General features: G+C 69.3%; 10 protein-coding genes and 1 pseudogene. 6 read left to right on the top strand and 5 right to left on the bottom strand.

Features of this window, described 5'->3' with window-relative positions; all coding sequences use genetic code 11:
- Nucleotides 1-323 precede the first annotated feature (323 nt).
- Complete coding sequence (locus ACZ4UV_RS41260) at nucleotides 324-563, top strand: DUF2690 domain-containing protein (protein ID WP_451022742.1); 240 nt, start codon at nucleotides 324-326, stop codon at nucleotides 561-563.
- Nucleotides 564-774: 211 nt separating this feature from the next.
- Nucleotides 775-2298, top strand: coding sequence for an SDR family oxidoreductase (locus tag ACZ4UV_RS41255; RefSeq protein ID WP_451022743.1), 1524 nt, complete (start codon nucleotides 775-777; stop codon nucleotides 2296-2298).
- Between the two features lie 31 nt (nucleotides 2299-2329).
- On the opposite strand, the pseudogene ACZ4UV_RS41250 reads toward ACZ4UV_RS41255, so the two are convergent.
- Nucleotides 2330-3034: pseudogene (locus ACZ4UV_RS41250) on the bottom strand (GNAT family N-acetyltransferase).
- Nucleotides 3035-3439: 405 nt separating this feature from the next.
- Between ACZ4UV_RS41250 and ACZ4UV_RS41245 the strand changes: the two are divergent.
- Nucleotides 3440-4255, top strand: coding sequence for an SAM-dependent methyltransferase (locus ACZ4UV_RS41245; protein ID WP_467845179.1), 816 nt, complete (start codon nucleotides 3440-3442; stop codon nucleotides 4253-4255).
- Nucleotides 4256-4532: 277 nt separating this feature from the next.
- On the opposite strand, the gene ACZ4UV_RS41240 is transcribed toward ACZ4UV_RS41245, so the two are convergent.
- A complete protein-coding gene (locus ACZ4UV_RS41240; protein ID WP_451021256.1) occupies nucleotides 4533-6062 on the bottom strand; it encodes a helix-turn-helix domain-containing protein in 1530 nt (509 codons plus the stop codon).
- 198 nt (nucleotides 6063-6260) lie between these two features.
- Between ACZ4UV_RS41240 and ACZ4UV_RS41235 the strand changes: the two genes are divergently transcribed.
- Entirely contained in the window at nucleotides 6261-6422 is a 162-nt protein-coding gene (locus ACZ4UV_RS41235; protein WP_451021255.1) for a hypothetical protein, read from the top strand.
- A 208-nt stretch (nucleotides 6423-6630) separates the two neighbouring features.
- Nucleotides 6631-7323 carry a hypothetical protein gene (locus tag ACZ4UV_RS41230; protein ID WP_467845174.1) on the top strand — a complete coding sequence of 231 codons (693 nt, stop codon included), beginning with the start codon at nucleotides 6631-6633 and terminating at the stop codon, nucleotides 7321-7323.
- A 73-nt stretch (nucleotides 7324-7396) separates the two neighbouring features.
- Here the strand turns inward: ACZ4UV_RS41230 and ACZ4UV_RS41225 are convergent, their stop codons facing one another.
- Together ACZ4UV_RS41225 and ACZ4UV_RS41220 are read right to left on the bottom strand one after the other, a co-directional pair.
- Nucleotides 7397-7594: a DUF4236 domain-containing protein gene (locus ACZ4UV_RS41225; RefSeq protein WP_451021253.1), complete on the bottom strand. Its 198-nt coding sequence runs from the start codon at nucleotides 7592-7594 to the stop codon at nucleotides 7397-7399.
- 182 nt (nucleotides 7595-7776) lie between these two features.
- On the bottom strand, nucleotides 7777-8700 hold the full coding sequence (locus ACZ4UV_RS41220) for a GNAT family N-acetyltransferase (RefSeq protein WP_467845491.1): 924 nt from the start codon (nucleotides 8698-8700) through the stop codon (nucleotides 7777-7779).
- Nucleotides 8701-9514: 814 nt separating this feature from the next.
- On the opposite strand from ACZ4UV_RS41220, the gene acnA reads away from it, so the two are divergent.
- The gene (acnA, locus tag ACZ4UV_RS41215; RefSeq protein WP_467845170.1) at nucleotides 9515-12229 is read left to right on the top strand and encodes an aconitate hydratase AcnA; all 2715 of its coding nucleotides are present in this window, start codon (nucleotides 9515-9517) and stop codon (nucleotides 12227-12229) included.
- 64 nt (nucleotides 12230-12293) lie between these two features.
- Here acnA and ACZ4UV_RS41210 read toward each other — a convergent pair whose 3' ends face one another.
- A complete protein-coding gene (locus tag ACZ4UV_RS41210; protein WP_390034920.1) occupies nucleotides 12294-13295 on the bottom strand; it encodes a helix-turn-helix domain-containing protein in 1002 nt (333 codons plus the stop codon).
- Nucleotides 13296-13326 lie beyond the last annotated feature (31 nt).

Here is a 13326-nt window from a genome sequence, read left to right as displayed (position 1 = left end):
AAGGCACCCCTGTCGGGCTTGGGGCGATTCGGTCTCTCCCAGCACCGCCCACGACCGGCTCACGACCGCACCAGCCCGGCGGCACGGCAGATCTCAAACGCGGTCTCAAAGAGCGTTTTGTCCCGGCGAGATTGTTTGGTGGCGTTCCAGGGGCGTGTAGATCCGTGACTGCTGAGGCTGGAGTGGTCAATGAGGCCTGTGCGACAGAGGACTCTATATCTCTGCCTGTTTGAGTCGTTTCGCTCCTGTCTGATCCCAAAGCGCCCCCGGTTGACGCTGTTTGCGCCCTGGGGATGCGTCGTGCCGGACGGTAGTACCGAAACATGACGCGACAGCGCCCCTACAGCCCGAAGTGCCGGGCGGCCTGGGGCCGGATCACCGCGCCGGGCAGCACGGACCGGGTGCGGGTCGACACCACCGGCGGGCGGCACCAGTCACGGCTGGTGCTCGTGCCCGGCAGGTATCTCTACACCCTGCTGATCGGCGTCGGGGGCCCGTCCGAGGCGCGGGCCTGCGTCGAACTGTCCGACGGGTCCTCCGCCTGCACCGGCTGGGGGCGCTGAACGCTGCGGCGTCCGTGGTGCGGACGGACGAGACGTGCGAGAGCTCCACGTCACCCGGATGCTCCACGTCACCCGGATGCAGTAGTCGTCCGGCGCACCCGGACGGGCGGGCGGCACCGTAGAGGTATCGGGGGGCGACGGGCGCGAGGGCGCACGGACGACGACTGAGGCGGTTCGCGTGGCGGACGAGACGGCCGGGACGACGACGAACGTGAACGGAACCGCCGACCCGGGTCCGAAGACCTGTCTGGTGACCGGTGCCAGCGGCTACATCGGCGGACGGCTGGTGCCGGAGCTGCTGGACGCCGGGTACCGGGTGCGCTGCCTGGCCCGCACGCCCCGGAAGCTGCGTGACCAGCCGTGGGCCGGGCGGGTGGAGGTCGTACCGGGCGACGTCACCGACGCGGACTCGGTGGCGGCGGCGCTGGCGGGCGTCGACGTCGCCTACTACCTGGTGCACGCGCTCGGCGCCGGCCGCGACTTCGAGCGCACCGACCGGCAGGCGGCCCACGTCTTCGGCGAGCAGGCCCGCAGGACAGGTGTCGGCCGTCTGATCTACCTGGGCGGCCTGACGCCGGCCGACGTGCCCGAGCGGGAACTGTCGCCGCACCTGCGCTCCCGCGCCGAAGTCGGACGTATCCTCCTCGATTCGGGTGTGCCGACGGCCGTACTGCGGGCCGCCGTCATCATCGGTTCCGGCTCGGCCAGCTTCGAGATGCTGCGCTACCTGACCGAGCGGCTGCCGGTGATGGTCACGCCGCGCTGGGTGCGCACCCGCATCCAGCCGATCGCCGTACGGGACGTGCTGCGCGTCCTGGTGGGGTGCGCCGGCCTGCCGCCCGACGTCAGCCGGGCCTTCGACATCGGCGGCCCCGAGGTGCTCACCTACCTCGAGATGATGCACCGGTACGCCGCCGTCGCCGGGCTGCCCCGGCGGCTCATCCTGCCCGTGCCGGTACTCACGCCCGGCCTCTCCAGCCAGTGGGTCGGCCTGGTGACCCCCGTGCCGGCCGCCATCGCCCGCCCGCTCACGGAGTCGCTCCGTCACGAGGTGGTGTGCCGGGAACGGGACATCGAGCGGTACGTGCCCAGCCCGCCGGGCCACCCGGTCGGTTTCGACCGCGCCGTCTCCCTCGCGCTGCAGCGCGTGCGGGACGCCCAGGTCGTCACCCGCTGGTCCTCAGCCTCCGTGCCGGGTGCCCCCAGCGACCCGCTGCCCACCGACCCGGAGTGGGCCGGCGGCAGCCTCTACACCGACGTACGCGAACGCCACGCCGAAGTGGCTCCCGGCGCGCTGTGGGAGGTGGTCGAGGGTATCGGCGGCGAGAACGGCTGGTACTCCTTCCCGCTGGCCTGGGCAGTACGCGGCTGGCTCGACCGCCTCGCCGGCGGGGTGGGCCTGCGCCGGGGACGACGTGACGCGCGGCGGCTGCGGGTCGGTGATTCGCTGGACTTCTGGCGGGTGGAGGAGATCGAACGCGGGCGGCTGCTGCGGCTGCGTGCCGAGATGCGGCTGCCCGGCCTGGCCTGGCTGGAGATGTACGTCGACGAGCAGGGGGCCGGCGGATCGCGCTACCGGCAACGGGCCCTGTTCCACCCGCACGGGCTGCTCGGCCAGCTCTACTGGTGGAGCGTCTCGCCCTTCCACGCGATCGTCTTCGGCGGCATGGCCCGCAACATCGTCCGTGCCGCCGAACGTCGGCAGAAGCAGGACACCGCTTCCCGACCGGGCTGAAAACCGGTGCACGCCTCGGCCGCCGAAGCCTTCAGGGGGTGCGGAAACCGCGGAAGGTCACGTGGTTGCGAGTGGTGAAGCCGAGCCGCTCGTAGAGTGCGAGCGCGCCTGTGTTCGCCTCGGCCACGTGCAGGAAGGGGCGTTCGCCGCGCGCCAGGATGCGGGCGACGAGCGTGTTCAGGAGGCGGGCGGCGTGTCCGTGCCCGCGGGCCTCCGGGGCGGTGCAGACGGCGCTGATCTCGGTCCAGCCCGGGGGCCGGAGCCGTTCGCCCGCCATGGCCACCAGTCTGCCGTCGGCGCGGATGCCGAGGTAGGTGCCGAGTTCGTGGGTGCGCGGCCAGAACGGCCCCGGCTGGGTCCGCTCGACGAGTTCGAGGATGGCGGGCACATCGGCCGGACCGAGCTCCACCACGTCGGTGCCGGTCGCGGTCTGCGCCCGAGCCGGGCGGGTGTCGGCGGGCCAGATCAGCTACCGGCCTTCGAGGGCGAACACCGGTGCCCAGTCCGGCGGCGGGGTCGCCGGGCAGCTGAACATGTCGGCGAACTCGCCTCCGCCGAGCAACTGGGCGAGGTCGGCCCAGTCCGCCGTGTCAGGGGCGGCGGACACCGCCGAGAAGGTCGCGACGCCTGGAAGACAGGTGGCGGCCCGGCCGAGCCGGCGGGCGAGGGCGGCGTGGTGACCGCGCAGCGACTCGCCGACCGGGTCGTCGAGTGCGACGGTGTCACCGCTCGTCATCATGCCGTGCCTTTCATGCCGTGCAGCCAGGTCGCAGGAGGACCGCCCGGGACCGCCCGCCCTCTCGGGCGGTCCCGTAGATCCTGATCTCCGGGCGCCCGGACGGCAAGAGCGACAGGCCGACGGCGGCGTCCTCGGTGGCGGAGCCCTCGTTTCCGCATCAGCCGGCCGGGAGCGGATCACGAGGACGTCTGGTGGATCTCATCGTCCGGCAGGGGCAGGCCGACCCAAGTGGCGACGGCCGCGAGCAGAGCGCCGTAGACCCAAGTCTCCTCCGCCCCACCTGTTCCGGGACACGACGACGGCGGTGTAGGGCAGAATGACGCCCACCGACGTGCCATAGCGCAGCCGCGGCCGCAAGTGCCCTGTTTCACGCGGTCCTTGGGCGTGCGAGGAGAGGAAGACGTGAGCGAGAACCAGAGGGCCACCGCCGCAGTGCAGCGAATCGACACTGCGACTGCGCACAACGCTCGCGTGTGGAACTACTGGCAGGGCGGCAAGGACAACTACGAGGTCGACCAGCAGGTGGGCGATCACGTTGCCGGAATGATCCCCGTGATCCGCGACATCGCGCGCGCCGACCGGGAGTTCCTTGGCCGCGCCGTGCGCTGTCTGGCGGAGGAGCACGGCATCCGTCAGTTCCTCGACATCGGCACCGGCCTGCCGGCCTTGGAGAACACCCACGAGATCGCCCAGCGGATCGCCCCCGAGTCGCGGATCGTGTACGTCGACAACGACCCCATCGTGCTCGCGCACGCCCGCGCCCTGCTGACCAGTGCCCCGGAAGGCGCCACCGACTACATCGACGCCGATGTGCACGACCCGGACACCATCCTGCGCATCGCCGGACGGACGCTCGACCTCACCAAGCCCACCGCACTCATGCTGCTCGGCATCCTCAACTTCGTCCTTGACGGTGAGGAGGCGCGGGCCATCGCACGTCGGCTCGTGGAGGCGCTGTCCCCCGGCAGCTTCCTCGTACTGACCCATCCGACGACGGTGCCCGAACTCGGCGGCGACCTCCAGCTTGAGGCGATGGAGTTCTGGAACGCCAACGCCAAACCGCCGGTCACCGCCCGCAGCAGCGAGGAGGTCGCCCAGTACTTCGACGGGCTCACGCTCCTGGAGCCCGGGCTCGTGTCCTGCTCGCTGTGGCGGCCGGAGCCCGGCGAAGAGCCCACGGTCGTACCCCAGCTGGGAGCCGTGGCGCTGAAGCCGTGATCTCTCGCTTCACCTCGCTGCCGCGCACACTCACCGGCAGGCCCACCCCCCGTTCCTGACGCCGACCTCGACTTCTGGGTGATGAGTCCAGCGAGCTATTGAGCTGCTCCACCCCGCGTCGCGTAGCCGCGGCTGTGGCCGGTCGGTAGAGCCTGTGGAGCGCGGCCCGTGGCCCGCCGCGCGGCCCAAAGGCCGGGAGAAGTCCCAGAGATGCCGCCGCACCCCTCCCTGACCCGCTCAACAGCAGGTCAGGGAGGGGTGCGGCGGCACTCGCGGATCAGATGTCCCGGAAGATCTCGATCTGCGCCCCGACCGAGTTGAGGCGTTCGGCGAGGTCCTCGTAACCGCGGTTGATGACGTACACGTTGCGCAGGACCGACGTGCCCTCGGCCGCCATCATCGCCAGCAGGACGACCACGGCGGGGCGCAGGGCCGGCGGGCACATCATCTCGGCGGCGCGCCAGCGGGTCGGGCCCTCCACCAGGACCCGGTGCGGGTCGAGGAGCTGGAGGCGGCCGCCGAGGCGGTTCAGGTCGGTCAGGTAGATCGCGCGGTTGTCGTAGACCCAGTCGTGGATCAGGGTCTGGCCCGAGGCGACCGCCGCGATCGCCGCGAAGAACGGGACGTTGTCGATGTTCAGGCCCGGGAAGGGCATGGGGTGGATCTTGTCGATCGGCGCCTCCAGCTTGGAGGGGCGGACCGTGAGGTCGATCAGGCGGGTACGGCCGTTGTCCGCGCTGTACTCGGGGCTGCGGTCGTGGTCGAGGCCCATCTCCTCCAGGACGGCGAGCTCGATCTCCAGGAACTCGATGGGGACGCGGCGGACCGTCAGCTCCGACTCGGTGACGACCGCGGCGGCCAGCAGGCTCATCGCCTCGACCGGGTCCTCGGAGGGGGAGTAGTCCACGTCCACGTCGATGGTCGGGACACCGTGCACGGTCAGCGTCGTGGTGCCGATGCCCTCGACCTTGACGCCGAGCGCCTCCAGGAAGAAGCAGAGGTCCTGGACCATGTAGTTGGAGGAGGCGTTGCGGATGACGGTGACGCCGTCGTGCCGGGCGGCGGCGAGCAGCGCGTTCTCGGTCACCGTGTCGCCGCGCTCGGTCAGGACGATCGGGCGGTCGGGGCGGATCGCGCGGTCGACCTGCGCGTGGTACTGCCCCTCGGTCGCCGCGATGTCCAGGCCGAACCGGCGCAGCGCGATCATGTGCGGCTCGATGGTCCGCGTGCCGAGGTCGCAGCCGCCGGCGTACGGCAGCTTGAAGTGGTCCATGCGGTGCAGCAGCGGGCCGAAGAACATGATGATCGAGCGGGTGCGCACGGCGGCCTCGGCGTCGATCGACGCCATGTCGAGGTCGGCGGGCGGCACCAGCTCCAGGTCGACGCCGTCGTTGATCCACCGGGTGCGCACGCCGATCGAGTTGAGCACCTCCAGCAGGCGGTACACCTCCTCGATCCGGGCCACCCGGCGCAGTACCGTGCGCCCCTTGTTGAGCAGCGAGGCGCACAGCAGGGCCACGCACGCGTTCTTGCTGGTCTTCACGTCGATGGCGCCGGACAGCCGGCGGCCGCCCACCACCCGCAGATGCATCGGGCCCGCGTAGCCCAGTGAGACGATCTCGCTGTCCAGGGCCTCACCGATTCGAGCGATCATCTCAAGGCTGATGTTTTGGTTGCCGCGCTCGATGCGGTTGACAGCGCTCTGACTGGTGCCGAGCGCCTCCGCGAGCTGTGTCTGTGTCCAGCCGCGGTGTTGCCGGGCGTCACGGATGAGCTTGCCGATGCGTACGAGGTAGTCGTCTGCCATGAGGCCGAGGTTATCTCAGATATGAGATGGCGCCCGCTGGGGGGTCTGTTCGGGTGATGCTCTGTCAACGAGCCCAGTTGTTCGGCCCGTCGACCGTCGTTCCGAATCGTCCACGGGTGGAGTGAGAGCGCATCAAGCCGGCTCCCGACGTTCGGTCAGGAATTCCACCGGCCGAGGCTCACGTCGGAGGTACGAGAAATGCCTCAGGTGGCCATGGAGACCGCTCTGTCCGTCGGAACTCCGGAAGCCCCGGAGATCACCCCGCCCGGCTCCCCCGACGCCGATCGGGGAGTGATAGCCGTGACGCCCGAGGGTGAGAACCCCAAGCCGTTCCTCGCGATCATCTGCAACGGAATCTGATACACGGTCCATTGTCCCCGAGGCTGCCTCCGGTGCCCTGTTCCAAGGTGTGCCGGAGGCGGCCGCAGGGAATTCCCGCACTCTCACCCGACATATTGGCGATCGCATATGTCTCGAAGGATCTGGGTGGCGAAAGGGATTGCGACCGGCGGTGACATGTACGGCCGCGCCCTGAGGATTCCGGACGGGATTCCGGAGCCCGGCGCGCATGCCGGAGGGGGCGTGCGGTGGGCGGGCGCCCGCGGTCCTCAGGAGCCATCTGGGCGACATCCCGACCTGCCCCGGGTCCGGTGTGCTGTGGATTCCACCGGCCTCCTTCTCCGCCGATCCGCGGGTCGCCAGACACGGTCTGGAAAGGTTCTCCGAGATCGGCATCCCGGGCTGTATCGCGGCGAACCGCCGGATCATCTCCGAACTCCTCCTGATCCGCGAACGAGTACGCATGACCGGCCCCGGAACCGATCTCGCCGCCCGCCTTCCGGAACGACTCCAGCTCTCCGGTCGTACCCGTCCGGAACTTCTCCCGGACGAACACTCCACCATCGGAAACCACTTCGAGGTGGCCGTGTCGCCGACCGATCCGGTCGGCCGGGTCGACACCGACCTCACCGTTTCCGGAACGTTGCGGACGGAATCCGTACTCGTCGCCGAGCACCGTGTATCGACGGGTGCCCGCGCGGGCCAATTCAGGGCCGCCCTGAAAATAGCGAAGGAGATGCGGAAATCCTGTCCGCTGTCCGTGGGGATCCAGGACGACCGGTTCGCCGACGGCATCCTCGCGACGAGCGGCCCCGAGTACGGGGGTGCGGCCACCGAGGTCGCCGTCGGTACCGGTGTGCTGTCCGTCGACCGGGTGGACTGGAGCGGGAGACCCGGAAGGCGGATCGTCGGCGTGTCGTAAACCTGGTCAGAGAGTGTCGAACCGGGCCTTCCGTGACCCTGCATCTCCGTCCGGTTCCTGAACCCCGCGGCCGTCACCGGCGCCGGGTCCTGCTGGTGCGCCGCCACCCGAAAGGACCCGGCAGGTCGATCGACGTCGTACGGCGTCCCGTACTGCTGTGTGTGTGGCGCGGCCCGTGCCGGCCGCCGGTGGTGAGGGACCAGGAGCGCCGGTTGATGTTCAGGCGCACGCCCGGCAGGATCCGGAAACTCTTGCGGAACGTGAGGGGCACGGTGTCTCCTTCCACCTCGCTGTGAGGCTTGCCGATCCACCGTCGGTTACCCCGACGCAGCGCCCTCAGGCCACCCGGAGGCTTGCTTCCCGGCACGGCGCAGCGTGTCTCGTCTCAATCGACCTGAGGCAGCCTGGGTGTTTGCGGGGGCGCCGTCTGTGGCGCCCCCGCCCGGTGCTCGATCAGTTCCAGGTCATATTGATCTCACGCCCGAAATTGACGTATCCAGCGCGTTGGAAGGCGTTCGCCATCGGGACGTTGCCCAGGTCGGTGGACGCGCTGATGCGGGGGACGTCTTGCTCGGCAAGGATGCGGGTGCCCTCGGCGAGGAGGTCGTCGATGTAGCCATTGCCGCGGTGTGTGGGCAGGACCGCGATGTAGGCGATGATCGCGTTGTAGCCGTTGTGGGCCGGAAGGACAAACCCCACTGGCTCTCCGTCGGGCAGCGTTGCTATCCGCCACCAGTCTCGCGGGCTTGTGTAGCGTGCCAGCTCGTCCTCGTAGTGCTTGGTGGCCGCCTCCTGGGCGGACATCCGGGTCAGGTCGTCACGGCCATGTGCGTCCAGCGTGCCGTCCAGAACCGAGGTCATCAAGGCCACGAGCTCTCTGGCATCGCGGATCGGCCGGAACGCAAGGCGCTCGGTGGGCTTGGGGACTGGCGATTCCGGGCGCCATTCCAGGCGCAGTCGTTCGACGAAGAGCCGGGCACCGGTCCTCTCCAGTGCCGTCATGCGGTCCTCGACGGCTTGTCTGGTCACCGTGTTCTCGCGCCAGTCCGGCGGGACGAAACGGCTGTACTCAGGGGGACGCGATCCGTTCGGAAGGATGGCGGCCATGGCGGTGTGCAGGAGTCGCACCCCGATGTCCCTGTGATCGGAATTCGCGGCGTTGTCGTCGATGTCGAGGACATCCAGGATGAGGGGTGTGTCGCTGCCGGCTCGACTCCACCAGGCAGCTCTGGCCAGTAGGCGGTCACCGCGCAGGGCGACCCACATCCATTCCGGGCGTCGGCGGCCGACGGCAAGGTCGTCTGCCAGCTCCTCGTTGAGGACGTAGGGCAGTTGGGAGAAGAGGTCGAGTTCTTCGGGTCCGTTGATGGGACGCATGGTCAGGTCGTTCTGTTTCACGGTTCAGGCACGCTCCGGTGAAGGCGCCCGTCCGCGCCGGGGTCAGACGCGGTCCGCGCCCCGGGAGGACGCAAGCGCGGTGATCATGGGGATCATCGGCTTATCCCTCCTTTCGCTGTCGTGCCCTCACCCTTGTGGCAGGGGCCCGGTCGCAACGTCTATCCAGCCGCGGCCCCTGTGCGCAAACCGTTTTCGATCACCCCGCATGTGGCCGTGTCAGTAACGGGGGAATGTCAGGGGAGAGGTCCGGAAGTCCTTGGTGGGCTGGTTGGTGGCTCTGGCGGGTTGTCCCGTTGCGCAGGATCAGCGAGAGCGTGTCCCATCCGGTGTGGTGGAGGGCGAATCGAACCGCACCGGCCACATCACGGACAGCGGCCCCTCACGCTGGACACCATCCGGCCCGACCAGCCGCACCCAGAAGTCCGCTGCATCCATCCGGCCCCCATGGCCAAGCACCGACGCGGTACAGCGACCGCAGGCAAGGCGCGTCAGTAGCACCTCGGAAAGACTGAGGCATCGCCCTACTTGCCCGAGAAAGACTGAGACGCGGTCGCCGATGCCACGGAAAGACCGAGACTGCCCCAGGGTCACTGAGACAGGACACAGCGGGTCCGGGCATGACCAACCCGCGACCGTGTACTAGAGTTATCTCGACATCGAGATATCTGCCTAGGCGCACCGTAGCCGCCATTCCGGTAAGGCATGCCTAACTTAGCCTGACCTTACTGGATGGGCCAAGTCGGCGTGGCGGCACGATGACGGTGGTACGCGCACATCAATGAAGGAGACTGTCGTGTCGGCGAACAGCTTCGACGCCCGCAGCACGCTGCAGGTGGGCGACGAGTCGTACGAGATCTTCCGGCTGGACAAGGTGGAAGGCTCGGCTCGCCTTCCGTACAGCCTGAAGGTGCTGCTGGAGAACCTGCTCCGCACGGAGGACGGCGCGAACATCACCGCCGACCACATCCGTGCCCTCGGCGGCTGGGACTCGCAGGCCCAGCCCAGCCAGGAGATCCAGTTCACGCCGGCCCGCGTGATCATGCAGGACTTCACCGGCGTTCCCTGTGTCGTGGACCTCGCCACCATGCGTGAGGCCGTCAAGGAGCTCGGCGGCGACCCGGCGAAGATCAACCCGCTGGCCCCGGCCGAGCTGGTCATCGACCACTCCGTCATCGCCGACAAGTTCGGCACCAACGACGCCTTCAAGCAGAACGTCGAGCTGGAGTACGGCCGCAACAAGGAGCGCTACCAGTTCCTGCGCTGGGGCCAGACCGCGTTCGACGAGTTCAAGGTCGTCCCCCCGGGCACCGGCATCGTCCACCAGGTGAACATCGAGCACCTGGCCCGCACGGTCATGGTCCGCAACGGGCAGGCCTACCCGGACACCCTGGTCGGCACCGACTCGCACACCACCATGGTCAACGGCCTCGGCGTGCTCGGCTGGGGCGTCGGCGGCATCGAGGCCGAGGCCGCCATGCTCGGCCAGCCGGTCTCCATGCTCATCCCGCGCGTCGTCGGCTTCAAGCTGACCGGTGAGCTGAAGCCGGGCACCACCGCCACCGACCTCGTCCTCACGATCACCGAGATGCTCCGCAAGCACGGCGTCGTCGGCAAGTTCGTCGAGTTCTACGGCGAGGGCGTGGCCGCCACCTCCCTCGCCAACCGCGCCACCATCGGCAACATGTCGCCGGAGTTCGGCTCCACCGCCGCGATCTTCCCGATCGACGGCGAGACCCTGAACTACCTGCGCCTGACCGGCCGCTCCGACCAGCAGGTCGCGCTCGTCGAGGCATACGCCAAGGAGCAGGGCCTCTGGCTGGACCCGAAGGCCGAGCCCGACTTCTCCGAGAAGCTGGAGCTGGACCTGTCGACGGTCGTCCCGTCGATCGCCGGCCCGAAGCGCCCGCAGGACCGTATCGTCCTCGCCAACGCCGCCCAGCAGTTCACGCAGGACGTCCGCAACTACGTGGACACCGCCGACGAGGCGGGCAAGGAGTCCTTCCCGGCCTCCGACGCCCCGGCCTCCATCAACGGCGTCCCGTCCAACCCGGTCACCGTGACCGCCCCCGACGGCTCGACGTACGAGATCGACCACGGCGCGGTCACCGTCGCGGCCATCACCTCCTGCACCAACACCTCGAACCCGTACGTCATGGTCGCCGCCGCCCTGGTGGCCAAGAAGGCGGTCGAGAAGGGCCTGACCCGCAAGCCCTGGGTCAAGACCACCCTCGCCCCGGGCTCCAAGGTCGTCACCGACTACTTCGAGAAGGCGGGCCTGACCCCCTACCTCGACAAGGTCGGCTTCAACCTGGTCGGTTACGGCTGCACCACCTGCATCGGCAACTCCGGCCCGCTGCCGGAGGAGGTCTCCAAGGCGGTCAACGACCACGACCTGGCCGTGACCTCGGTCCTCTCGGGCAACCGCAACTTCGAGGGCCGTATCAACCCCGACGTCAAGATGAACTACCTGGCCTCCCCGCCGCTGGTCGTCGCCTACGCCCTCGCGGGCTCCATGAAGGTGGACATCACCAAGGACGCCCTCGGCACCGACCAGGACGGCAAGCCGGTCTACCTGGCCGACATCTGGCCGACCGAGGCCGAGGTCAACGAGGTCGTCGCCAGCGCGATCGGCGAGGACATGTTCAACAAGTCCTACGCCGACGTCTTCGCCGGTGACGCCCAGTGGCAGTCGCTGCCGATCCCGACCGGCAACACCTTCGACTGGGACCCGCAGTCGACCTACGTCCGCAAGCCCCCGTACTTCGAGGGCATGCAGCACGAGCCGTCGCCGGTCACCGACATCGCCGGCGCCCGCGTCCTCGCCAAGCTCGGCGACTCGGTCACCACCGACCACATCTCGCCCGCCGGTGCCATCAAGGCCGACACCCCGGCCGGCAAGTACCTCACCGAGCACGGTGTGGAGCGTCGTGACTTCAACTCCTACGGCTCCCGCCGAGGCAACCACGAGGTCATGATCCGCGGCACGTTCGCCAACATCCGCCTGCGCAACCAGATCGCGCCGGGGACGGAAGGCGGCTACACCCGCGACTTCACGCAGGCCGACGCGCCGGTGTCGTTCATCTACGACGCCTCCCGCAACTACATCGAGCAGGGCATCCCGCTGGTCGTCCTGGCCGGCAAGGAGTACGGCTCCGGCTCGTCCCGCGACTGGGCCGCCAAGGGCACCGCGCTGCTCGGCGTCAAGGCCGTCATCGCCGAGTCCTACGAGCGCATCCACCGCTCGAACCTCATCGGCATGGGCGTCCTGCCGCTGCAGTTCCCGGAGGGCCAGTCCGCCGAGTCCCTCGGCCTGACCGGCGAGGAGACCTTCTCCTTCACCGGCGTCGAGGAGCTCAACAACGGCACCACCCCGCGCACGGTCAAGGTCACCACCGACACCGGCGTCGAGTTCGACGCGGTCGTCCGGATCGACACCCCCGGTGAGGCCGACTACTACCGCAACGGCGGCATCATGCAGTACGTGCTGCGCAGCCTGATCCGCAAGTAAGGGATCCGGTACGCCAGTCGGGGCCGCGCTCCTGTCGGAGGGAGCGCGGCCCCGCATCGTTGCGCTACAGCCAGCCGCGCTGCGCGACCCGCAGCCCGAGCTGGAACCGGCTCGCCGCCCCGAGCCGGTCCTGCAGGTCGCTCACCCGCCGCCGCAGCGTGCGCAGGCTCACCCCCAGATGGCGGGCCACCGCCTCGTCCTTCATCCCGGACGCCAGCAGCCGTGTCAACGTCTGCTCGTCCTCGGAGAGTTCGCCGTTCCCTTCGGGCCGGCCGAGCGGGGTCGCCTGCTGCCAGGCCAGCTCGAAGAGCTTCTGCAGGGCCTCGGTGACCGCCGAGTGCCACACGACGACGGCGCAGTAGCCGCCCGCATCGGACGAGGTCAGCGGGAGCATCGCCCGGCGTCCGTCGACCACCAGCAGCTTGAGCGGCACGGACGGCAGCACCCGGGCCTGCTCACCGAGTTCGACCATCTTCCAGGCACGGGACAGAGTGTTCGGATCCTCCAGGCCGCTCGCCGCGTAGACGCCGCGTGAGACGATCCCGCGCTTGAGCAGATCGGCCTGGAGGTCCACCTGCGGTGCGGGCGGGGCGAGGTACGGCGGAGTGTCGAAAAGGCACACCTCGTGCTCGGCACGGGCGTACATCTCCTCCAGCCGGGCCGCGATGGCGCCCTCGCCGGAGGCGACCTCGATCAGCCGGGACGGCTCCTCGCGCAGCAGCCCGGCCTCGTACGCCGTGGCCATCTCCTCAGCGGTGGCGGCCAGCAGTTCGGACTCCGTCTCGCGCCGCCGGATCAGCGCACGGATCGCCACCCGCGGGTCGACCGCTCGTAACCCGCCCATGGAGTCCGGCGGTTGGAGCAGCCCGAGGGTGAGCAGCCGGTTGCAGGCCTCGCGCAGCTGGGCCGGGGTCGACCTGGTCAGCAGCGCCCAGCCGGCCGCGCCGGCGTCGGGCTGATGCAGAATCGACCGGTACACCATCTCGTCGAAGGCGGAGACCCCCACCGCGGCCCAGGGGCTCGCAGCAGGGGTCTGTCTTGCAGGATCTTGTGCGGTGTTCACCATGGCTCGCCACGGTAGAGGTTCTTTGTTAAGA

The organism is Streptomyces sp. NPDC028289, from assembly GCF_055565975.1.
Note: the sequence above shows the minus strand (reverse complement) of the source record. Positions and strands in the feature narration are given on the sequence as shown.